General features: G+C 54.5%; 14 protein-coding genes. 13 read left to right on the top strand and 1 reads right to left on the bottom strand.

The window, feature by feature from the left end; genetic code table 11:
* Positions 1-36: 36 nt before the first annotated feature.
* The gene (locus tag VFU50_18280; GenBank protein ID HEU5234811.1) at positions 37-1,359 is read right to left on the bottom strand and encodes an MFS transporter; all 1,323 of its coding nucleotides are present in this window, start codon (positions 1,357-1,359) and stop codon (positions 37-39) included.
* 296 nt (positions 1,360-1,655) lie between these two features.
* Between VFU50_18280 and VFU50_18275 the strand changes: the two genes are divergently transcribed.
* The 13 genes from VFU50_18275 to VFU50_18215 all read left to right on the top strand — a co-directional run bounded on the left by VFU50_18275 (position 1,656) and on the right by VFU50_18215 (position 23,567).
* The gene (locus VFU50_18275) at positions 1,656-2,666 is read left to right on the top strand and encodes a WD40 repeat domain-containing protein (protein ID HEU5234810.1); all 1,011 of its coding nucleotides are present in this window, start codon (positions 1,656-1,658) and stop codon (positions 2,664-2,666) included.
* A gap of 302 nt (positions 2,667-2,968) precedes the next feature.
* Positions 2,969-4,483, top strand: coding sequence for an MmgE/PrpD family protein (locus VFU50_18270; GenBank protein HEU5234809.1), 1,515 nt, complete (start codon positions 2,969-2,971; stop codon positions 4,481-4,483).
* Positions 4,484-4,524: 41 nt separating this feature from the next.
* Positions 4,525-5,607, top strand: a complete 1,083-nt coding sequence (locus VFU50_18265) for a tartrate dehydrogenase (protein HEU5234808.1) — start codon at positions 4,525-4,527, stop codon at positions 5,605-5,607.
* 79 nt (positions 5,608-5,686) lie between these two features.
* Positions 5,687-7,069: a TolC family protein gene (locus tag VFU50_18260; protein ID HEU5234807.1), complete on the top strand. Its 1,383-nt coding sequence runs from the start codon at positions 5,687-5,689 to the stop codon at positions 7,067-7,069.
* 3 nt (positions 7,070-7,072) lie between these two features.
* Positions 7,073-8,371: an efflux RND transporter periplasmic adaptor subunit gene (locus VFU50_18255; protein ID HEU5234806.1), complete on the top strand. Its 1,299-nt coding sequence runs from the start codon at positions 7,073-7,075 to the stop codon at positions 8,369-8,371.
* A gap of 8 nt (positions 8,372-8,379) precedes the next feature.
* The gene (locus VFU50_18250) at positions 8,380-11,571 is read left to right on the top strand and encodes an efflux RND transporter permease subunit (GenBank protein HEU5234805.1); all 3,192 of its coding nucleotides are present in this window, start codon (positions 8,380-8,382) and stop codon (positions 11,569-11,571) included.
* Positions 11,572-12,307: 736 nt separating this feature from the next.
* Positions 12,308-15,565: a carboxypeptidase regulatory-like domain-containing protein gene (locus VFU50_18245; GenBank protein HEU5234804.1), complete on the top strand. Its 3,258-nt coding sequence runs from the start codon at positions 12,308-12,310 to the stop codon at positions 15,563-15,565.
* Between the two features lie 59 nt (positions 15,566-15,624).
* Positions 15,625-17,190, top strand: a complete 1,566-nt coding sequence (locus VFU50_18240; GenBank protein ID HEU5234803.1) for an alkaline phosphatase family protein — start codon at positions 15,625-15,627, stop codon at positions 17,188-17,190.
* Between the two features lie 195 nt (positions 17,191-17,385).
* Positions 17,386-18,921 carry an MmgE/PrpD family protein gene (locus VFU50_18235; protein HEU5234802.1) on the top strand — a complete coding sequence of 512 codons (1,536 nt, stop codon included), beginning with the start codon at positions 17,386-17,388 and terminating at the stop codon, positions 18,919-18,921.
* A 47-nt stretch (positions 18,922-18,968) separates the two neighbouring features.
* Positions 18,969-20,687, top strand: coding sequence for a carboxypeptidase regulatory-like domain-containing protein (locus VFU50_18230; protein HEU5234801.1), 1,719 nt, complete (start codon positions 18,969-18,971; stop codon positions 20,685-20,687).
* A gap of 87 nt (positions 20,688-20,774) precedes the next feature.
* Positions 20,775-21,476, top strand: a complete 702-nt coding sequence (locus tag VFU50_18225) for a response regulator transcription factor (protein HEU5234800.1) — start codon at positions 20,775-20,777, stop codon at positions 21,474-21,476.
* Positions 21,473-22,954, top strand: coding sequence for a HAMP domain-containing sensor histidine kinase (locus VFU50_18220; GenBank protein ID HEU5234799.1), 1,482 nt, complete (start codon positions 21,473-21,475; stop codon positions 22,952-22,954). The genes VFU50_18225 and VFU50_18220 overlap by 4 nt, the downstream gene beginning before the upstream one ends.
* A gap of 208 nt (positions 22,955-23,162) precedes the next feature.
* A complete protein-coding gene (locus VFU50_18215) occupies positions 23,163-23,567 on the top strand; it encodes a PepSY domain-containing protein (GenBank protein ID HEU5234798.1) in 405 nt (134 codons plus the stop codon).
* The last annotated feature ends 49 nt before the right edge of the window (positions 23,568-23,616 follow it).

The raw sequence follows: 23,616 nt of genomic DNA, 5'->3' as shown, positions 1-23,616 counted from the left end.
CAGCCACGTGGACGTGTCGATGCTCAAGATAATCCTTCATGGCTTGCGAGCGGCAACGTCGGAGATCTGGCTAGATACGACTGCCTCAACCATCGATGATTTGGCTGCGGCAACCTGAGCTGACACTATGTCGACCTTTTCATCGGCCCGGACTAGCAGGAAGCAGAACGCCGACGCCATGGAAACAATGGCCGCGCAGTCAATGGCACGATTCCATCCAAACCGAGTAGCGACATATGCAGTGACAATGGGAGAGAGCCAACCTCCGAAGTTGCCGAACGTGTTCATAAGTCCTGAAAGTGAGCCGGTGTATTGCTCGGTCAAATCTATGCAGGTCGCCCAGTAGGTCGTTGCCGCGAAGATATTGAGGCCAGCCCCGAGAGCGAGCAGGGAGATGGCAAGCCTGCTGCTGGAAGCGGCTGCTCCTGCCCACATCAGGATTGAAGATCCAAACATGCCGATAAAAACTGCTAGCCGGCGTCCCATTCGTTTTCCGATTTTCTTAACCGCCCGATCAGAAAACCAGCCGCCTGCTGGAGCAAGCACGGCAATCGCGAGATATGGCGTCGAGCCCCACAAACCTCCCTGCGTCAGACTCAAGTGCCGCACTCGTACCAGATAGATGAAGAACCACGTATGGAAGAAGTAGATCGGGAATCCTTGACACATGTAACCCAGCAGCACTCCCCAAACTGACCACTTCGACAACATCTGACGCCAAGGAGCGCGAGATCCCGGCTTTGTGGCGGAATCGCGGTGGCGCGTTCTGCGGATCATCGCGAGCTCCTCCGCGTTGACGCGACGATTTGTCTCGGGGGAGTCGGTTACGTACCAGTGCCAAATCAGCGCGATCACGAGCCCCAGAATTCCAGAAAGGTAGAAAGTCGAGCGCCAGCCCCATCGCTGCATCGCCCAGGCGATGAATGGCGGTGTGAGGGCGCCGCCTACGCCGATTCCCATCACGAAGGCGCTGCTGCCGATTCCATGCTGATGCGAACCGATCCAGTTGGAGATTAATTTGTTGCTGCTGGGCGCGGTCGCTGCCTCGCCCACACCGACAAGAAAACGGACCAGCATCAACGATCCGGCGGCGCCAATCCATGCGCTTATCGGAAGCCGCGGAGCAAGACCAGTAAGAGCAGTAAAAACGGACCAGAGTACGACGGCAACTGTGAGAACGTTCTTAGCCCCAAAGCGGTCACTCGCCCAGCCGCCGGGTACTTGGAAGATGGAATACCCGAGTAAAAATGCACTGAGCACCCAACCCATCATGTGCGTGCTCAACGAAAGCTCATCCTGGATGTATTTGCCGGCAATTCCGAGGTTGAGCCGGTCCAAATAAGTGAGGATCGTTATCATCACAACGCATGCCCAAATCCACCATCGGATATGCGTCGGGCGCTTTTCGTTCGGACTCTCTTCGTACATGTGGGGTACCTCTATCCAGACGCAGATGAACGAGCCTTTGCGCCACCAGGCCTTTTTGCAAGCAACGTTATAATCCAGCCACTTGAAGAGCGCCAGCCAAATGAGGGCTGCACGCTTGATATCTGTGAATGCTGTTTTAAGGTTGTCTTCAGGTTGAGTGTTGATGATATCCAGCACCTACGTTTGCCGCATGTTGCTTCTCTTTAACCAAGACTAAGAGGTGAACCATGAAGACAGCTATATTTGCACTCTTACTTTCAGCATCGTTGATATCTCTGCCGGGCAAGAAGAGTCCCCTCAAGTTGGTGCACACCATCCCGCTCCCACAGTTGCACGACGGTGATTTCGACCATTTCGCGGTGGACTTGAAAGATCATCGTCTCTTCTCTACCGCCGAGGAAAACGAGAAGGTACTGGTATTTGATCTAAATACGAATAAGTTAATTCATACCATTGATGGACTGAAGGCCCCACATTCGATGGTCTACAGGTCGGACTTGAACAAGCTCTTCGTAATAGACGGCGATTTAGGAGAAGTGAAGATATACAATGCCGAGTCCTATCAGCCGGTAGGCACGATCAAGGTAAAAGAAGGAGCGGATTCGAGCACCTACGACCCAGAGACAAAGTATTTGTATATCGTCGAGACCGGGAAAGACGCTCACTTGCCAGATTCTCACATTGCCATTGTGGATACCACGTCGGCAAAACAGGTCGGAGACATCGACATCAACAGCGACGATGTGGAGGCGGTGAGATTGGAGAGGTCGAGCCCGCGGCTGCTTGTGAACATACGCGGCAAAGCTGAGGTGCAGGTCTACGACCGCAAAACGCACGCCTTGATGGCCACTTGGTCGATTGCCGATGTTGCCAAAAAGCCCACCAGCATGGCTCTCGACGAGGTGGACCATAGATTATTTGTCGGCACTCGCGAGCCGGGGAAGTTCATCGTTCTCGACACTGATTCGGGTAAAGTTGTAGCCAACTTGCCCGCAGCCTCGATGACGGATGACATGGTGTACGACGCCGCGCAAAAGCGGATTTACTTCGCAGGAAGTGAATTCGTCGATGTTTTTCAGCAGCAGGATGCCGATCATTATCAGCAGATTGGCAAAGTTCCTACAGCCTTTCGCGCCAAGACTGCGATTCTGATTCCTGAATTGCACCGATACTATGTGGCCGTTCCTCATCATGCGAACGAATCTGCGCAAGTGCGGGTGTATGAAACAGTCGAGTAGCCTTTATTGATCCGCACGCTGTTAAGCACCGCGACGAGTTATATCGCTTATGAGGGGCCAAAGCGTATCCGTGCTGCTGCACACCGTAGTAAGCGGCGCCGAATACAATCAGAGCAACTCAGCGCCAATAGCGTGTCCTCTACAATATCAATGAGCCGATCCTATTACCGCGACCCAGGCTCCGTCTGCGGCAGGGGAAGTTTGCCTTATAGGTAATACGGCGATTCGGAGCACTGATGCTTCGTAGGAACAGGTCCAGAGTATCGCTAAGCTGCTGCTGCAGTTAGAGTGCCGGGAGATACATGAACAGACGGACTTTTGTGCGGACTACGCTCAACGCCGGAGCGGGACTTTCACTATGCGCCAATGCGGTGACTGGATCAGCTGAGGAGTCCACAACCTCACCTTGTCCGCCGCCATTTCCGCAAGTCACTGGTCTAACCAGGTATGTAGCTGATTTTGTATTCCGTACGCAACTCGCGGATATCCCTTCCGAAGTTATTGATCTGGGAAAGAAGTCCTTACTCGACGGTATCGGCCTTGCGCTTGCCGGTTCGATGCTGCAGACCGCCGACATTTTGCACCGCTACATGCAGTCGCTAGAATTCGGCAACAGCGCTGCGACCGTGATGGGCAAAGCGAACAAGCTCCCTCCAAGGTTTGCCGCCTTTGTGAATGGAGTAGCCATTCACGTCGAGGACTTTGACGACACGCAACTATCGGCGGCCAAGGACCGGGTTTACGGCCTGCTCACGCATCCTACGGTGCCGGTACTCCCTGCGGCATTTGCGATCGCGCAAATCGGGAATAAGAGCGGCCGAGATTTGATGCTCGCCTATCATCTTGGTGTCGAGGTAGAAACCAAGATCGCCGAAGCGATCGCCCCGCGTCACTACGAAGATGGGTTTCACTCGACCGGGACTTGCGGAGTATTTGGCAGCATCGCCGCTTGCGCAAAGTTGCGCGGCTTCGATCCTAGCAACATTGAGCGCGCGTTTGGGATCGCCGCGAGTCAAGCCAGCGGTCTACGTGAGAACTTCGGCACGATGATGAAGCCATTCCATGCTGGCCATGCTGCAGAAATCGGCGTCTTTTCTGCCGAATTAACCGATTTGGGTTGGACCAGCGCTGATAGCATCCTCGAGGCACCTCGAGGCTTCTTTCATGCGTTTGGGGGCACCTACGATCCCAGCGCAATCATGGACAAGCTGGGAAAGCCTTGGACGTTTGCATCGCCCGGCATTTCTATCAAGCCGTTTCCATCCGGTTCACTTACTCATCCGGCTATGACTGAGATGTTGCACCTGATCCGCACGGAACACATCAATGCCGCGGACGTGGAACAGGTCGAAGTTGGTACCAACCACAACCTGCCCAACGCACTGATTCACCACGATCCAAAGAATGCGCTCCAGGCGAAATTCAGTATGGAATTTTGTGTCGCAATCCTGCTCCTCGAAGGAAAGGCCGGACTGCCGCAGTTTACAGACGCGGTGGTCAATCGACCTGATGTGCAGGCGATGATCCGCCGAATCCGCTTCTATGTAGATCCACAGGCCGAAGCAGCAGGCTTCGACAAAATGACTACGCTGATTAAGATCCATCTCAAAGATGGACGCGTCATTAGTGGGCGAATCGACTTTGCTAAGGGGAGCCCGGCAAATCCGATGACTTATAGGGAAGTCGCGGAGAAATTCTACGGTTGCGCGGAGTTCGCGCACTGGCCTCAATCAAAGGCTAAGCAAATTGTCGAACTGGTGCGCACACTGGAATCACAGCCAGACATGCGCCGCCTTGCAGATTTATGTAGCAGCTAGCTTCATTTGACTACTTCATTTTGACTTAATGAGGGGCATCCTTGAAACAGTACAAGATTGCGGTAATTGAGGGTGACGGTATTGGGCGGGAGGTAGTTCCTGAAGGTATGCGCGTCCTGGAAACCGCCGGCCGTCTCTTCGACATAGGCTTCTCCTGGCAACACTTCGATTGGAGCTGCGACCGTTTTCTCAAAAGCGGCCAGATGATGCCCGCTGACGGTTTCGAACAATTGAAGCGTTATGACGCGATATATCTTGGCGCAATTGGCAGCCCCCGCGTACCCGATCACATTTCCTTATGGGGTTTGTTGATTCCCATCCGACGAAATTTTCAACAATACGTGAATCTACGGCCTTGCAGACTCTTGCCCGGAATTGATACCCCGCTGAAAGATTTTCTGCCAGGACAGATCGATTTCTGCATTGTCCGGGAAAACAACGAGGGCGAGTACTCTGAAGCGGGCGGCCGTATGTTTCGCAATACAGCCGAAGAGATAGTGATCCAGGAAAGCGTGTTTACCCGCAGAGGCTGCGACCGCGTAATGCGTTTCGCGTTCGAACTTGCGCAGAAGCGCAAAAAGCACGTTACGTCAGCCACTAAGTCAAATGGCCTTGTGTTCAGTATGCCATTTTGGGACGAGCGCTTTGTTGCCATGTCACGGGAGTACCCAGAGGTAAAAGCCGATCAGTATCTGATGGACATCTTGAGCGCACATTTCGTACGTCACCCGGATTGGTTTGATGTTGTGGTTGCATCGAACCTGTTCGGCGATATTTTGTCCGATCTGGGCGCTGGTGTCGTTGGCTCAATGGGGCTCGCGCCGTCCGCGAATCTCAATCCGGAACACGAGTTTCCATCTATGTTCGAACCGGTGCACGGATCGGCTCCTGACATTGCGGGCAAGCAGATTGCCAATCCTGTGGCGCAGATTTGGTCAGGGGCGATGATGCTTAGTCATTTGGGACAATCCGCCGCGGCTGACGCGATTGAAAAAGCCATTGTCGATGTACTGGCAAGCGGCGAGGTGCGGACTCCCGACATCGGAGGAAATGCGCGTACCAGCGACTTAGGAGAGGCTATCGCCGCACAGATTCAGGTAGGTGTAGGCGCGAAAAAGAATTGACCAAATCCCGCCGGTCTTTTCCCTATAGCTCTTAAGCTTTCCTTAATGCTGACATTGATAGATCTATGTCGACATTCCAATGAATGTGAAAGACTACCTGCGCCGGACTCCCGGAAAACTAACACTGCTGGCGACAATGCTCGCCGCGGCGAGCTTCCCGGCTTTAGCCCAGAGCGTAGTCTCCGCCGAGCATACACAAGCGCAGGCCAGCGCGCAGGCTTCGCAGAACGCACCGCAGGTGATCACGCTGCAGGACGCGCTGAAGCGCGCGCGGCAGCTGGACCCCACCTATCGCACGGCCCTGACCGCCGCCGGCATCGCGCATGAAGACCATGTGCAAGCGCGGGCAGCGCTACTGCCGGGTGTGAGCGCGAACACAGAATATCTGTACACCGAAGGAACGGGATCTCCCACTCCGCGGTACATCGCAAACAATGCTGTCCACGAATACGTAGGCCAAGGTAACGCGCACGAGGTAATTAGCGGAGCTCAATTCGCGGACTACAGCCGTACCTCAGCGGCTGCCGCAGCTGCGCGCGCCAACGCCGAGGTAGCGGCTCGAGGGCTGGTCGCGACGGTAGTTAAGACCTACTACGCCGAGGTGGTGAATCGGCGCAAGTACGCCAACGCGCAGCTTGCGGCCGACGAGGCGAAGCGATTCTTTGATCTCACACAGAAGCTAGAGCAGGGCGGAGAAGTGGCGCACGCCGATGTGATCAAAGCCCAGCTCTCGGCCAACGACGCGCAGCGTGCGCTTCAGGATGCGCGCCTGGCAATGGATAGCAGTCACCTCGATTTAGCGGTGCTCATTTTTCCAAACTTCAATCAGGATTTTTCCACAGTCGACGACCTGCGGCTTCCGCCGCCGTTGCCGCCGATGCAGGAAGTTGAACAGCAGGCAAGGAGCAAAAATCCCGAGCTATACGCCGCCATGCAGAATGCACGGGCTGCGGGTTTGGCTGTACTGAGTGCTAAAGCTGCGTATCTCCCGTCGCTCACGCTCGATTATTTCTACGGAATCGATTCCAACCAGTTTGCGGTGTACAGCAACACGCCTGACGGCCGTATCCGTAACCTCGGTTATTCGGCCAGTGCGACTCTGAATATTCCAATCTGGAACTGGGGTGCGACGCAGAGCAAGGTGCGGCAAAGCGAGCTCCAACGGGAACAGGCTCAGATCGAGTTATCCGCCGCGCAGCGTAGGCTGATCGCCGAGTTGAAGAGCTTCTACGCCGAGGCCGAGGGTGCGCGGATCGAACTCGACGTCCTGGCGCAGTCGGCCGATCTGGCTGGGGATAGCGTGCGGCTTACGACCTTACGTTATCAGGCGGGTGAGGCCACCGCGCTCGAAGTTGTTGACGCGCAAAATTCTCTCGTCGCCGCACGCAACAATTACGACGATGGCGAAGCCCGCTACCGGCTGGCAATCGCTAATCTCCAGACTTTGACCGGGGTCTTTTAGATCATGACCATTCGCCCAACTTTGGTCCGCACAGGTGCCGCTGTGGCATTGGTGGCCGCCATGTCGCTCACCGGCTGCTCGAAACAGGAAGCTGAGCCCCAGCCGTTAGTTTCTGTGCAGGCGGCCCCGGTGAAACAGGGCAGCATCTCGCAGGTGATTACGGTCGACGCCGTTCTCTTTCCCATTGACCAGGCGCCTATCGTTCCAAAGGTCAGCGCGCCGGTTCTTGAGGCGCATGTAAAACGTGGCGAGAAGGTGCATAAAGGGCAGTTGCTTTTAACTCTGGAAAACAAAGATTTAGCCGCGGCGGCCGAACAACAGCGTGGCAACTTGGAACAGCAACAGGCGCAGTACGAAATCGCCACGAAGAACGCCGTTCCCGAAGAGGTACAGAAGGCTGAGGGTGACGCCGAGGCTGCCAAGGAAAACCTGGACGCGCAGCAGTCACTCTATAACAGCCGAAAGTCGCTGCTCGGGCAGGGAGCCATTGCACGTAAGGATTTCGATGCTGCGGCGGTCGCGCTAGTCCAGGCCAAAGCGCAATATGAGCAGGCACAAAAGCATCTCGCGGGACTTCAGTCCGTAGGCACGCAGCAGAACCTTGCTTCGGCACATGGCCAGCTCAGTGCTGCAGAGGGTGCATCCAAAAGCGCCGATGCTCAGCTTGGGTATTCGGAAATTCGCAGTCCGATTGATGGCGTGGTGACCGATGGCCCCTGGTATCCAGGAATGATGCCCCAACAAGGCGCGCCGCTGGTTACGGTGATGAACCTGTCGCAGATGGTCGCCAAAGCGCACATTCCGCAGAACCAGGCCTCGCTACTGAAAAAGGGCGACACAGCGCTGATCACCGTGCCCGGCGCCGAGGAGCCCATAAAGGGAAAAGTCACGCTGATTAGTCCGGCGCTCGATCCGGGAAGCACGACGGTCGAGGTCTGGGTACAGGCTCCGAACGCCAAGGGGGAGATGAAGGCGGGCGCCTCAGCGACGTTGTCGATGACAGCGAAGACCGTGCCCAACGCTCTAATCGTTCCCGCGGACGCGGTAGTCACAGATGATGACGGAAAGAAATCCGTGATGGTGATCGGCAGCGACAGCCTGGCGCATAAGTGCGATGTGCAAACAGGTATCCAAAGCTCCGACGCGGTGCAGATCACGAACGGCGTGAAGGCAGGCGAGCAGCTGGTAAGCGTGGGTGCCTACGGCCTGCCCGACAACACCAAGGTCAAGGTCGAAGCTCCGCCGGTTCCGGGTAAAGAAGGTGATGACGAAAAAGACAAGGGAGACGAGGGCGGAAATTGAAGCAAGACATGGCCACAAAGATCACAGCCATTGATGAACCTCGCCTGGCTCCTCCGCCGTCAGGAGACTACTGGTTTTCGCGGCTTTCCAAGCCGCTGATCTTCCTCATCATTGCGCTGGCGATTATCGGCGCGTATGTGGCCTTCACCATTCCGGTTGCGGTTTTCCCGGAAGTGAACTTCCCACGCATCATCATCGGCATCGATAACGGCGTAATGCCGATCGACCAGATGATGGTCACCATCACCCGTCCTCTCGAAGATGCTGTAAACAGCGTTCCCGGATTGCGACGCGTGAACTCGATCACCAGCCGCGGCTCGGCGGAAATCGATCTTTTTTTCGATTGGAACGTGGACATGGTCACCACGCTACAGCTCGTAAACTCGGCGGTCGCGCAGGTCCAGACTGAACTGCCGAACACGGCAAGAATCGACACTCATCGCCTCACCTTCGCCAGCTTTCCCATTTTGGGCTACAGCCTTACTTCAGACACGGTTCCGCAAAGCAAGCTTTGGGAACTTGCCACCTATGAACTCAAGCCGCAAATCAACCGCTTGAATGGCGTGGCGACAGTCGTAGTCCAGGGAGGTGACGAGCCCGAATACCTGATTACGCCCGATCCGTCGAAGCTGTTGAGTGCGCAAGTCACCGTTCAAGACATTCTCAATGCGGTTGGCAAGACCAATCTCGTCGATTCGCCCGGCTTGATTGAATCGAATCATCAGCTCGTGCTCGGCCTGGTGAATGGACAGGTACGCAGTCCGGACCAACTCGGGCAGATCGTGATCAAGGCAAACCAGGCAGGCGTGCCCGTGCACATTGCCGACGTCGCGACCGTCACCAACGGTGTGAAGCCGAAGTACACAATCGTCACCGCCAACGGCAAGCCGGCTGTACTGCTTTCCATTAACCGGCAGCCGGACAGCAATACGGTAGTGGTCGCCGATGAAGTCAATGCCAAAGTCGCCGAATTGCGCAAGGCGCTGCCGCCCAGCATCAAGCTCGTTCCTTACTATGACCAGTCCGGCTTGATTCGCGATTCCATTAGCAGCGTGCGCGACGCAATCCTCATTGGCCTGGTGCTCGCATCGATTGTCATCGTCATCTTCCTGCGCGACTGGGGCAGCTCCGCCGTCGCGGGCCTGGTCATACCTATCACGATCGTCATCACTTTCATCGTCTTGAAGTTCATGGGAGAGAGCTTCAATTTGATGACGCTCGGCGGACTAGCCGCCGCCGTGGGTCTCGTCATCGACGATGCCATTGTCGTGATTGAAAACATCGCGCTGCACCGGGACCTTGGACAAAGCAGACTGCAGGCGATCTATCACGCACTGAAAGAAGTCACTGCGCCGCTGATTGGATCGACGATCACGCCGATCGTCGTCTTCCTGCCGCTGGTCGTGGTTCACGGAGTCTACGGAACCTTCTTCCGGGCGCTGGCGGTGACTATGGGAGTTGCGCTGTTCACGTCTCTCGCGCTGGCGCTCACCTGGACTCCGAACCTCAGCCAGTACTTCGTCAAGCGGAAGGCCACGCACGAGTTGAACGAAGAAGTCAGCGCGCAGTGGAGTGAGCGCGAGCGTCTTGAGCACATGATCGAGGCCGAAGAGGCTTCCTACGGAAAGCGCTTCCACGCCGTCGTAAATTTTTATGAACGCTGGCTACGTCGCGCGCTGGAGCGGCCGCTGTTTCTTGCCGGCTTAAGCGTGGTGCTGATCGTCGCTGCCTATCTGTCCTACCGCGCCCTCGGTTCGGATTTACTTCCCGCGATGGATGAAGGCGGATTCATCGTCGACTACATCATGCCTCCAGGGAGTTCGCTCGCCGAGACGAATCGCGTGATTACTCACGTGGAGCAGATTATCCGTTCTGAACCCGACGTCGAGAGCACATCGCGGCGCACCGGCTTGCAACTTGGACTTGCCGCCGTAACCGAAGCCAATACCGGGGACATTTCTGTAAAACTGAAAGCGGATCACGAGAAGTCATCGGAAGAGGTAATCGCCGACCTTCGCAACAAAATTAAGCAGGCGGAGCCCGAACTCGATACAGAATTTCCCGAACTGCTGCAGGATATGATTGGCGATCTGACTAGCGCCCCCGAACCGGCGGTGATCAAATTGTTCTCGCCTGACGAAGCCTTGCTGGCTAAAGTCGGCCCTCAGGTGGCGAACGCGATTGGCAAGATCCACGGGGTGGTCGATATCCAAGATGGGATCGAGGACACCACCAGTGGGCCCGCCGTGAACTATCAGATCGATCCAGCGACCACGGTGCGCGCGGGCTTTTCGCCCGATGAAGTTGCGATCGACGCTTCGGCCATCCTCGAAGGAGAACCGGCCTCTACTCCCGTTGTGGTAAACGATCGCGCCTATACCGTTCGGGTGCGCTTCCCAGCAGCCAACCGCGCCAGCATCGACGCGATGAACAATACGCTGTTGGTGAGCTCCACGGGGCACACTGCCACTTTGGGAACGCTGGCAACGGTCACTCAAATTCCAGGGCAGACCGAAATCCGTCGCGAAAACCTGCAGCGTGATCTGGAGGTCACTGCGCGCTTCGAAGGATTGGATCTTGGCAGCGGAATGGCAAAAGTGAAAGATGCGATTGCCAAGCTGAATCTGCCATCTTCAATTCGCGTAGAGTATGGCGGCCAGTATGCCGATCAGCAGCAGACTTTCAGTGACTTTGTCTTTGTCTTCGTGATGGCCTTTGTTTTCGTCTTTGTTGTGCTGCTGTTTGAGTTTCGCAGCTTCTCGGCGCCTGCGGCGATCCTCTCCTCGGCGCTGCTCTCGACTGCCGGCGTGTTCCTCGCGCTTCTTATAACGGGAACGGACTTTAGTGTCTCGTCGTTCATGGGAGTCATCATGGTCATCGGCATCGTGGCCAAGAACGGAATTCTATTGCTCGACGCTGAGCACGAATTCCGCCGTGCCGGCTTCCCACCTGAAGAAGCCATGATGCGCGCCGGACGTCGACGTTTGCGCCCGATCGCAATGACGGCCATCGCGGCCGTTGCTGGCATGCTGCCGTTGGCCTTTGCTTTGGGTGCCGGCTCGGAGATGCTGCAGCCGCTCGCCATCGCCGTGATTGGCGGCATTCTGATCTCCATGGTGCTGTCTCTGCTGGTCACTCCGGCGGTCTATTTCTATCTAACACGAAAACGGACACAGTCGCTCGATTTGCAGACGTTTTGATTTCAGTCGTTCGTCTGAAACTGTCTAGTGCCTTTGATCAGATATCTTCGCGCATTTTGCTAATGGATATTCGACATTAAGGTTCTCTTAATGTGTGCTGCGTTATTACAGCAAGCGCCAAAGAAGACAGCATTCATCCATGTACTAAATCTCCAAGCTAGGCACTGCAAAATGACTGCGAAGGTAGAACGTGGTCAAGTCTGGTCGAAAACTCATAAGCAGCAAATACGTTCGACCGAGGCATTTTGACGGCTTAGATATCGAGTTACCTCGTCGCGAATTGGAGGTGCTTCCTGAAGCTCGTTCAGACGTGCCTGTCGGATATCCTTCCCAGCGCCGGAAGGTCGCCAAAGTCGCGCTTTTCGATAACCCGCAGGTATAGGTTCGCAAGTTCTGAGCCTACGTGCGCCCAATCTGCGCCTGCACGCAGCGCATGGTATTTGCCTCCATCAGGACTCTCATTAAGGAAAGCTGAAGCGAACCTGAAGACAAGCTTCAGGTTTCTCTTAAAAGTTATTGTTGGCAAAGAAAAACATGCAGTGTCTGCGCATTTTCCTTGACTTTGTCCAAGACTCGGGGTCACAGTGCTGCCGCAAAACTTTGTCATAGCGACGAATTGCTTTAACAGCGGGCATGAAACGGCTGTAAGTTGGCGAACGTTCACCGCTGTCTCAAGTAGCGGATCACTGCTCAGCTTTCGCAAGGAAGTAGCTTCGGTTAAAAAGGGGGCGAGAACATGAAGTACCAACTGTGCGTGAGTGTCGGTCGAGGACTTTGCACGATCTTATTCGTCTTCAGTTTTCTATTCTTGAGCGTTCAATTGAATGCGCAGCTTACCGGCGGTACGCTCGTCGGAACGGTCACCGATCAGAGTGGAGCAACAGTACCAAATGCACAAGTATCCATTCACAACATAGCCACGGGAATTGTGACCAAGGTTACAACTAACGCCGCTGGTCTATACACAGCTCCAAATCTGTTGCCTGGCAACTACGAGGTCACCGTCACCAGCAGCGGCTTCTCGCAACAGGTGCTCAATAACATTTCGCTCACGGTTGGGGCTCAAAAGATAGTGAACGTGGCTTTGAAGGTTGGCCAAGTGCGGCAAGAGGTCGTGGTCTCCGATGCCGCGCCATCCATACAGTTGGCTACCTCATCAATCAGCGATGTTGTGGACGCGGTGACTGTACGCGAGCTGCCCCTCAATGGAAGGTCATGGACGGATTTGGCAACGCTGCAGCCAGGTGTGGCCAATCCTCAGCAGCAGCCTCCATTTAATGGCGGCAGGGGACAGCGTGGCTTTGGAAATCAGATTGCCATCTCCGGAAGTCGTCCGCAGGAGAACAATTACCGACTCGATGGGGTTTCAGTTAATGACTACTCCAACGGCGGGCCAGGTAACGTCGAAGGCGGAGCGCTCGGAGTCGATGCCGTTCAGGAATTCTCGGTGTTAACCAGCAGCTATCCAGCGGAGTACGGTCGCACGTCCGGCGGAGTTATCAATGCAATTACACGGTCAGGCACGAACAAACTGCACGGTGATGCCTATGAGTTTCTTCGTAACAATGCCTTAGACGCAAAGAATTACTTTGATGTGACGCGACCTGCCTTCCATCGCAATCAGTTTGGTGGATCTTTAGGTGGCCCCATGGTGAAGGACAAGGCCTTTTTCTTTGCCGACTACGAAGGTTTACGCGAATCGAAGGGAGGCACTGAATTGGATAAAGTCCCTTCCCAGGCCGCGCGCAATGGCCAACTGTCAACGGGAACCGTGACCGTGGATCCCGCTATCGCTAAGTTCATGAACGCGTTTTATCCCCTGCCAAACGGGACCTTGCTCTCGGGAGGCGATACGGGAACACTGACGGTTCCGATTCAGCGCCTGAATATAGAAAACTTTTTTACCACTCGTCTCGACGACAACCTCAGCAGTAAGGATGCCCTCCACGGAAGCTTTGTTTATGACAATACGAATCTCACCATCCCGGATGAATTCAACACCAAATTGCAAAGTTTTATTGTGGGAAGAAAGATTTTCACTGCCGAGGAGACGCACACCTTCAGCTCACAATTCTTGAATTCCGTCAGATTCGGCTTCGCACGAACTCCGTCCAATGTGGGAGCCACCAATGTCGCGATCAATCCCGCAGCAAAGGATGCATCATTCGGAGCGATTCCGACCCGTAACGCCCCGGATGTGGCTGTATCTGGCGTGACAGAGTTCACAGGAGGATTGGGCGCGCCTTCAAACTATAATTTTCATTATAACTCTATCCAAGGGTACGACGACGCGCTTGTGACTAAGGGCAAGCACTCGCTTAAGTTCGGAGTTGCAGTCGAGCGAATTCAGGACAACGTAACTGCTAAAACCGATAACAACGGTGTCTTTAGCTTTGGATCATTAGCGAACTTCCTGACAAACAAGCCAACAACCTTTAAGGGTGCGATTCCTTCTACTGTAACCGGGCGGAGTATCCGTCAGACGTTAATTGGAGGCTACGGTCAGGACGATTGGCACATACGCCAGAATTTGACTCTCAACCTGGGCTTGCGCTACGAGCTACTCACGCTTCCGACGGAGAACAATGGAAAGCTCTCTATTTTGCGCAACATTTCCGATCCTCAGCCTCACCTTGGCGAGCCATTCTTTCTTGACAATCCAACCGCGAAAGATTTTGAACCAAGAGTTGGTTTCGCTTGGGATGTGCTGGGCAATGGCAAGACAGCGTTGCGGGGAGGCTACGGTATTTTTGATGTTTTGCCGTTACCGTACCAATTCAACTTCGAGTATGTGTTTACCGCTCCTTTCTTCACGGAAGGAAAAGTTTCCTCGTTGCCCCAGGGAACGTATCCCACTGGAGCTTTCCCGTTAATTGCCGCGAACAAGTCGACGTTGCGACAAAATTATTCACCTTCGAATCCACCGCGCAACTATGTGATGCAGTACAACCTGAATCTTCAGCAGCAGTTTATGTCCACATGGGTAGCTACTGTGGCGTACGCGGGACAGAGAGGTATTCATCAGCCGTTCCGATCTGAAGACATCAACATGGTATTGCCGACCGCGACTCCCCAAGGATATCTGTGGCCTGTGAGCGGCGGAGTCAAGGTTAATCCGAATGCGGGAGTCATTCGTGGTTTGTTTTACGATGGGCACTCCTACTATGACTCTCTTGAAACCCAGCTATCGAAGCTGATGAAGCATGGCTTCCAGGCTCAGGTCGCATACACCTTTAGTCGGAACATCGATACGGGAACTTCCGGCGTCGCCGGCGATACGTTCAACAATTCGATACCCGGGCTGATGTGGTTCGACATGAAGTTGAACCGTGGGCTGTCGGATCTAAACGTCTCGCATAACCTGGTCGCCAGCTACACTTGGACGCTACCCTCACCCGCTGCAGGCGGAGCGATGGCATGGGCGGCGCGTGGATGGGAATTGGGCGGAATCTTCCGTGCCACGTCGGGAGTTCCGTTTAGCATTGCGGTCGATGGAGACCCGCTGGGACAAGGGTCGGACCACGCATACGATGTACCTAATCGGCTTAACACTCCAGGCTGCAGCTCACTCGTAAATCCTGGAAACCCTGTTCAGTACATCAAGACCAACTGCTTCGCGATGCCGACTGCTCCTAATCTTGCCTTCTACCAGGCAAACTGCAAGGGTGGCTCTGGGGCGACGGCCCTACCGAGTGATCCAGTGTGCTTGAATTTGCGAGGCAATGCGGGCAGAAACATCCTCGTTGGTCCCGGACTAGCGAATTTGGATTTTTCGCTTTTCAAGAACAATCGCATTCCGCGCATTTCAGAGCAGTTCAACGCGCAATTCAGGGTAGAGGTCTTTAACATTCTCAACCACGCTAATTTCTCTGCCCCAGTGGACAACAATACTTTGTTCGATCAAAGCGGCAACCCTGTTGGGAGTGCCGGCTTGATAGATTCTACTGCGTCCCCGGAACGCCAAATTCAGCTTGCCTTAAAGTTAATTTGGTAAGTTTATAGGCGATGTTCGGGTTAAGAAAAAAGGGCAGTCACGAAAGCTAACCAACCTTCGTGACTGCTTTTTCTTCTGTTCCTTACTTCAAGCACAAGGAGAGCGCGTTGATTAGTTCACGTTTGTTTTCTTACAACAAAGCCGCAGTCCTTTTCGTCATGTTTTCGTTTCTTGTGGCTGGATCATTCGCCTCGGCGAAGGACAAAGCCTCGAAAAAGAGTGCTGCGGGATCCGCGAATTTAAAGGTAAAAAGAGTTTTGCTGCTCGGGATCGATGGCATGCATGCTGTCGACCTTGAGAATTATGTACGCGCTAACCCTCAGTCGACGCTCGCAAAGTTAAAGAACATGGGATTTACGTATACGAGCGCGTCTACATCGAGACCATCTGATTCATTCCCAGGGATACTAGCAATAACAACTGGAGGTTCGCCTTACTCTGATGGCGTTTTTTACGAGATCAGCTACGATCGCTCTCTTTCACCGCCAGATTCCAAATGTGCTTCGAAGGGAACTGAAGTCGCGCTGGATGAAACTATAGACATTGATCCGGATGGCATCGAGGGTGGAGGTGGCGTCAATCCAGATAAGCTGCCAAAGGATAGTAGCAAAGGGTGCTCACCTGTTTATCCTCACGATCTGTTGCGCGTGAATACAATTTTTGAGGTCATTAAGGCCGCGGGAATGAGGACGGCCTGGTGCGACAAGCAGCCCGCTTACGAAATCGTGAACGGTCCTTCTGGGCATGGAGTGGACGATCTTTACACTCCCGAACTGCATCACAATGCCTCATCCAAGAGCTTAGAAAAAATCGAGGCTTTCGACGATCTCAGGCTCAAAGCTATCCTGAACGAAATCGATGGTAAAGATCACACCGGGACCCACGATGCTCCTGTGCCTGCAATTTTCGGGATGACATTCCAGGCCTTCACCGTTGGGGAGAAGCTCAAGGCGGGAATGGGATATACCGATGATGGCCGCACATTCAGCCCGGCGCTGCAAAGCGCGATAGAGTATACGGATAACTCGATCGGAAAAATTATCAAGGAATTGGATAGCCGTGGCCTACTGTCATCCACTGCTATTGTTCTCACCGCAAAACACGGGCAGTCGCCGATGGATGTTTCAAAGAAGGAAATTGTGGACGAGAGTATCATCCCCGGCATCGTTGACGGAGTACAAAAAGGACTCGCGGCTGAAATCACTGGTGATGACATCTCCATGATTTGGTTGAAGGACCAGAGTAAGACGGCGGATGTAGTAACTGCCCTCAATGCACACAGTAAAGAGGCGCACATTCGTAGAATCCTTTCTGGTGAGAGTCTGAAGCTCTTGTTCCGCGATCCACTTCAGGATTCCCGCTCTCCTGACATCGTGGTGTTACCCGACTTCGGCGTGATCTATGCCAAGCCGACCAATGGCACCATCGCGGAACATGGTGGCTTCAACGAGGAGGATCTGAATGTGCCCCTGCTGGTGGCGAATCCTGGATTGTCAGCGGAGGAGATCCACACACGAGTCCAAACAACGCAGATCGCTCCAACCATCCTGAAGCTGTTGGGATTGAATCCTGCTGCCCTTCAGGCGGTAGAGATAGAGAAGACGAGGACTTTGCCGGGGTTTTAGATAACCGTTCGGCAAACGGAACCGCCCGAGCATGCTGAGAAGGTGTGCTCGGGCGCACCCATTTTCGTCCCGCCCCGACCCGACGCAATGCAGCATCTACCTTCCTGCTGCAACCTCAAAAACTTAAGCTTGCATTAATTTAAGCGGTGATACGACTTAGAGCAGCGGTCAACGTGCGCAGCGGAGGGTGTGCCCTTGTTCTCATTTAGAAAAGCAATTGCACCGAACGTCGCGACTGTTAATGAAGAAGGCGTGAGCCGTCGGACGGTACTCAAGTACAGCAGTTGTCTCGCACTCGGAGCTATGGCTCCGCATCGCGTAGTGGCGACGGCGCAAGAGGGGCCAGCGGACACAAAAGCGAATTCTCCCGGCTCGGACACGATCATTGCGACGCTCAGCGAATACATGAGCGCCGCCGGTTCGCGGCAACTGCCGGAAGAAGTCGTCGAGAAGGCGAAGCACCACATCGTTGACACCATCGCCGCGATGGTCTCCGGAGTTAATCTGCCTCCGGCGCGAATCGCGTTAAAGTTTGCCGAGGCTCATCCGGGAGACAAGACCTGCACCATCGTTGGCTCCAAGCTGCTCTGCGGGCCGTTGGAGGCGGCGATCAGCAATGGCATGCTGGCTCATTCCGATGAGACCGACGATTCGCATGCGCCGTCGCACTCCCATCCTGGCTGCGCAATCGTGCCCGCCACGCTTGCCGCGGGTGAACAGTTTGGAATTGATGGAACGCGTTTCCTGCGAGCGGTGACGCTCGGATATGACGTAGGACCCAGGGTGCTGCTCACGCTGGGCGGTCTTCCGTTTCAAATGCAGACGCACCATAGCGCACACAGCATCTCGAACACGTTCGGAGCATCGGCTGCAGCTGCATCTGCTGCAGGTCTGAATGCCCAGCAAATGCGCTGGATCTTGAGTTACGCCGCGCAGCAGGCATCTGGAATCGCTTCCTGGCAGCGCGATACCGAACATGTGGAGAAGTCCCTGGTGTTCGGCGGCATGCCTGCGCGTAATGGACTTACTTCAACTCTGCTGATTCAACTTGGAGCTACCGGAGTGAACGATGTGTTCTCCGGCCCAGATAACTTTCTTGCGGCCTTTGCTCCCAATGCCGATCCGGAGAAGCTCATCGATCAGCTCGGCACGCGTTACGAGGTCACGCGCACCAGCATCAAGAAGTGGACGGTCGGCTCTCCCATTCAGGCGCCGCTCGATGCGTTGCAGGAAATCATGCAGCAGCATTCGCTCGATAAGGATCACATCAAGAAGGTGATCGTTCATGTCGCCACCAGTGAAGCCAAGACGGTCAACAATCGCGAAATGCCAGACATCAGCATGCAGCACATGATCGCGATCATGCTGATCGACCAGACTGCGACCTTCCAGGCGGCACACGATAAAGAGCGCATGAAAGATCCCGAGGTGCTGCGTGAGCGGCAGAAAGTCGTATTGGTTCCCGATGAAGCTTTAGAAAAGCTATACCCGCACAGAGTGAGCGTCGTCGAAGTGCAAACCACTGATGGCCGCACGTTCACAAAGCGCGTGGAAGCCGTGCGTGGCACGCCGGACAATCCTATGACGCGGGACGAGATTATCGCCAAGGCGAGAGATCTCATGAAGCCATTCCTGGGTGGAACCCAGACTGAGAGACTGATTCACGCGATCTTTGCCATCGAGGACAACAAAGATATACGCACGCTTCGCCCACTGCTGCAGCGCAGTTGAGGGGCGCGTCGGTGAGACTTTGATTTGCAGTCTATTAGGAGGATTTGGTGGCTACTCGCATTTTTTCTGACAAACTGCCCGAGAGCGATGCCGTCTTATTCTTTACTTGGGCTGCATTGTTAGTAGTCTGCTGCGTCGGAATTTCCTGCTCTTCCCACCGTAGTCAAAATAGCGCCGCGCTTTCTGGGCAGGTCTCTTCCCAACAAGAGGGAAATATGTCCGGAGTGCTAGTCGGTGCGCGCCGACTGGATAGTCCCATTACGGTGACGGTGGTTAGCGACAAAAATGGGAAGTATGTTTTCCCCGCAGGCAGGTTGGAGCCGGGCCGGTACAAGCTGTCAATCCGGGCAGCGGGATACGACCTGCAGAGTCCCAGCGAGGTGGAGGTCAAACCCCAGCAAGAGCAGACCAACATCGTCCTTGCTCCAACATCGGACCTGGCTTCGCAGCTTACTAGCGCAGAGTGGCTCGAGAGTATGCCGGGAACGAAAGAGCAGAAGAACGAGCTGTACCGTTGCGAATCGTGCCACACGCTGCAGCCGATTGTGCACAGCCACTACACCGCAGCTGAATGGCCTGCCGTTCTGAAGCGTATGCAGGGATGGCTCCCTCCAAGTACGCAGGAGTCCCCAATTCCAAACAGATTTGCTCCCAAAAAGGGTCCAGCGGATGCCGTCGAGTTCGGCAAGTATTTAGCAAGTATTAACCTGAGCGGTCGCGACAAATGGCCATTTGAGTTGCATGCGTTTGCGCGTCCATCCGGCAAGAACGCTCGCGTGATCGTTACCGAATACGACCTGCCGCGCACGAACAGCTACCCTCATGACGCTGCGGTAGCCCATGATGGCAAGGTTTGGTACAACGATTTTCAAAAGCCAATTTTCGGAGTTCTAGATCCCGCTTCAGGCCAAACGCACGAATGGAAGCTGCCGATTTTGAGGCCGGAAGATTCTGGTGGTTTGCTAACGATCAAACTGGATCAGACCGGCAAAGCGTGGCTGCCGCGATTCAAACAGGGATGTACGTTGACCGTTTTCGATCCGAAGTCTGAGACCTTTAAAAGCTGGACGGTAGACCCGAAGGACAACAACGAAAGAAGCAGCTGCGCTCACGTTGCTCTCGGGGCGCCCGACGATATCGTTTGGTTTTCCGACAGCGAAAACCGCAGAATGTACAAATTGAATACCGCTACTGGACATATCGACGGCTACAACTCGTTCCCCTCTTACAAAGGAGCCACTGGCATTGTGGCTGATTTTCACAACGCCCATGAGCATCGAACCTATGGCATTGGGACTGATTCCAAAGGAAATGGATATTTCGCCGACATCGCCGGAGGCAATATCGGTCGCGTGGATGTTTACACTGGGAACGTAACTCTATTCCCTACGCCCACGCCCGACTCGGGGCCACGGCGCACTTTCATGGATTCGCAGGATCGATACTGGTTCGGTGAAAACTATGCCAGCAAGATAGGCATGTTTGATACACGGACCAACCAGATGAAAGAGTGGACACCGCCGGTGCCGTGGTCGGGATGTTATCCCACAGTACTGGATCGCAATGGCGATGTTTGGACCGACGGGATGTCAACCGACTACGTTTATCGCCTGAATCCGTCAACCGGAGAGTTCACGTATTACCTGTTGCCTACGCTCGGCGCAAATCTGCGCAGAATCGACGCGGACAACTCGACGAATCCGGTAACAATTTGGGTTTCTGAGGTGCACCGCGGAAAGCTCGCAAAGATTGAACCGTTGCAATGACTGAGCAGGTGTATGCATAACTATCGTGAGTCATAACTCAAGATCGAGTTCGTCAATTACACGGCGAAGTAGGAGCAGACAGGTTCCATGCGTGTCCTGGTGATCGAGGATGAGCAGCGGCTGGCACAGAATGTGGCTCGCATTCTGAAGGAGAATGCTTCTTCTGCCGTCGATATGGCATTCGATGGCGAGGAAGGGCTGTTCCTGGCTGAGTCGAATCCTTACGATCTCATCGTGCTCGATTTGATGCTGCCGAAGCTGAACGGCCTGGAGCTGCTGCGAAAGTTTCGGAAAAATGGAGCCAAGACTCCGGTGCTTGTCGTGACTGCGAAAGATGAGAAAGAGTCGGTGATCGCGTTGCTGAACGCCGGAGCCGACGATTACATTACCAAGCCTTTCGATCTAGGCGAATTCGTGGCTCGAGCCAAGGCACTCATCCGCCGTGGCCTGGGCGAACACTCGACAGTCATTCAGATTGACGATCTGGAGCTGAACAGCACAGCACGCCGGGTTTTTCGCGGAGGTGAGCCTATCACCTTGACGCCGATGGAGTACCGGGTTCTCGAATACCTTGCGTATAAGCGCGGAGCTATCGTTTCAAAGACGGAGCTACTCGAACACTTATACGACTACAATTGGGAGAAATTCAGCAACGTGATCGAGGTTTACATCGCCGCCCTGCGCCGCAAGATCGACGGAATGAGTGAAGTTAAGCTCATCCACACTTTACGTGGGCAAGGATACAGCCTGCACGATGAGCGCACGGGTAGAGCAAAGGTTCGCAAATGAAGCGCTTCTCGCTTAAAAAGCGTCTGGTCGGCGCGGTTGTGCTATCGCAAGTGTTGCTCGCGTTGGCTCTGGTCGCGGTTGCAAGTTGGTATGCCAGATATCATCTGCGCTCCGCTTTTGACGTGAATCTCGAAGGTCGCGCGCTGAGCGTTGCGGCGCTGGTCTATTACCGGGATGACCACGTGCCCGGACTATTGTTTGACAGCAGCAAGATTCCTCCATCCTCCCACCATACTCATAAGGACATGTATCTGGTGCGAAGTGATCATGGAGACTTCGAGCAGCACTCGAACAATTATCCGCCAGGATTTATGGAGCAGATTCCGTCCGACGCTCGGTACTGGAACTTCGAGGATCAGGGAGAGCCTTATCGCGCAATCATATTGCGGAATGTTCCCATTTTGGACACAGAGCCAGGAGAGCCCCAGCCGCTTCCGAGACTGACGGTTATCTACGCCGCTCCGACGATGGACATCCGGCAACGTATCACCGCCCTGGCTGTGGCGATCGGCATTAGCAGTGCGATCCTGGTACTGCCAACGATTCTGCTCGCAATCTTCAATATTCGCCGTACGCTGGTCCCGTTGAATGATCTGGCCGAACAGGCGAAGAAAATCTCCGTTCAGAATTGGGAATTCAAGCCGACGGAAGAAGCCAAAGCAGCAGTAGAGCTCGAACCTTTGATTGGCGCCATGGAAGCGGTGCTTGCGGGCCTGCAGCGCGCTTTCACTCAACAGCGCGAATTTCTTGGCGATGCCGCTCATGAACTCAAGACGTCGCTGGCCATTTTGAAGTCCACGCTCCAGTCGGTCATGAATCGTCCCCGCGATCCGCAGGAGTACAGAGAAGGTCTGGAACAAATCAGCGAAGATAGTGACCGCCTCGAACAGCTTCTCAACCGCATGCTCCGTTTGGCTCGCGTAGAACAGTGGGCAGCGGACGGAATCCACCGAGAGCTCGAGGTTGTCGATATTGCCTTGACCTGCGAAATGGCAATTGCCCGCCTTGCCAGCTTCGCCGCTGAGCGCGATGTCCAGATCGACTTTCTATCGTCAGAAATGGTCTTCATGCGCGCCGATGCAGGTGACCTTGAATTGGTCTGGCTGAATTTGCTTGAAAATGCTGTTAAATACAGCGCACCTGGATCGAAGGTGATCGTCGTGCTTGAGTCCGACAAGGACACCGCGACCGTTTCCGTTTCGGACAGCGGCATTGGTATCCCCGAACCGGAGCTCACGCACATCTTCGAGCGCTTCCGTCGCGGAGACCCGTCGCGTTCCCGCGCCACAGGCGGATTTGGCCTGGGACTCGCTATCGCTAAGTCGATCGTGCAAGCGTACAAGGGATCCATCTACGCCGAGAGCAAGATTGGAATGGGGACACGGATCATCGTTCAGGTACCTACATTGGCTGCAGGGTCGTCAACGAAAGTGGAGTCCTCTATATCAAAAATTGATGTGCCATTGGCCAGTTCTTAGCTCTTAAGCAAGCCTTAATGTTTCGATATGTATCTTCTGCGTCGAGAGCTTGCGGCGAGAGGATCAGCTCAACCATCCGATGCGCCTGAAAGCCTGCATGAGACGATTGCCCCAGGGCAATTAGGAATGCCCTACCTTCCACTGCGGCGCGACCCCGTATTTCCTGAAAGCGGAAGGAAATGGCGATCATCCGAAGTTGGTGTCGCCTATGAAGCGCATTCGACAATTTCATCTATGGCTCGGTATCTTCTATGCGCCGGTGATCATATTCTTTGCATTTACTGGCGCTTTGCAGACCCTTGGTTTGCATGAAGCCAATCCGCGTACTGGGGAGCCGCCACATGAATGGATCGCTTCGCTCTCGCAAATTCACAAAAACCAGCGGTTCCGCAAACCTACGCCATCGGAAGCTCGCGATCCTGGCGCTTTAATTCTCGCCCTTAAATATTTTGCTGTGCTTATGTCCGCTGGACTGATCGCCGCGGGCTTCCTCGGGATTTATATGGCCTTTAAGTACAACCGTGACAAGCGGCTTGTTTGCGGGCTCCTTGTCGCTGGTGTCGCCATACCTCTTGTTCTATTGATCTGTGCAAACCGGGGAACACTGTTTTGAGGCGCTGATCACTGCTCCGCAGGTCTTTACCAGAAACTTTCAAATGATC

It is taken from the genome of Terriglobales bacterium (assembly GCA_035764005.1).
Taxonomy (GTDB): Bacteria; Acidobacteriota; Terriglobia; order Terriglobales; family Acidobacteriaceae; genus Gp1-AA112.
Note: the sequence above shows the minus strand (reverse complement) of the source record. Positions and strands in the feature narration are given on the sequence as shown.

What these genes read in the sequence shown, in the direction of transcription:
- VFU50_18255 (HEU5234806.1), top strand. Translation starts at nt 7,073, where the DNA reads ATGACCATTCGCCCAACTTTGGTCCGCACAGGTGCCGCTGTGGCATTG.
- VFU50_18270 (HEU5234809.1), top strand. Translation starts at nt 2,969, where the DNA reads ATGAACAGACGGACTTTTGTGCGGACTACGCTCAACGCCGGAGCGGGA.
- VFU50_18260 (HEU5234807.1), top strand. Translation starts at nt 5,687, where the DNA reads ATGAATGTGAAAGACTACCTGCGCCGGACTCCCGGAAAACTAACACTG.
- VFU50_18225 (HEU5234800.1), top strand. Translation starts at nt 20,775, where the DNA reads ATGCGTGTCCTGGTGATCGAGGATGAGCAGCGGCTGGCACAGAATGTG.
- VFU50_18220 (HEU5234799.1), top strand. Translation starts at nt 21,473, where the DNA reads ATGAAGCGCTTCTCGCTTAAAAAGCGTCTGGTCGGCGCGGTTGTGCTA.
- VFU50_18215 (HEU5234798.1), top strand. Translation starts at nt 23,163, where the DNA reads ATGAAGCGCATTCGACAATTTCATCTATGGCTCGGTATCTTCTATGCG.
- VFU50_18245 (HEU5234804.1), top strand. Translation starts at nt 12,308, where the DNA reads ATGAAGTACCAACTGTGCGTGAGTGTCGGTCGAGGACTTTGCACGATC.
- VFU50_18250 (HEU5234805.1), top strand. Translation starts at nt 8,380, where the DNA reads ATGGCCACAAAGATCACAGCCATTGATGAACCTCGCCTGGCTCCTCCG.
- VFU50_18280 (HEU5234811.1), bottom strand. Translation starts at nt 1,359, where the DNA reads ATGATAACGATCCTCACTTATTTGGACCGGCTCAACCTCGGAATTGCC.
- VFU50_18275 (HEU5234810.1), top strand. Translation starts at nt 1,656, where the DNA reads ATGAAGACAGCTATATTTGCACTCTTACTTTCAGCATCGTTGATATCT.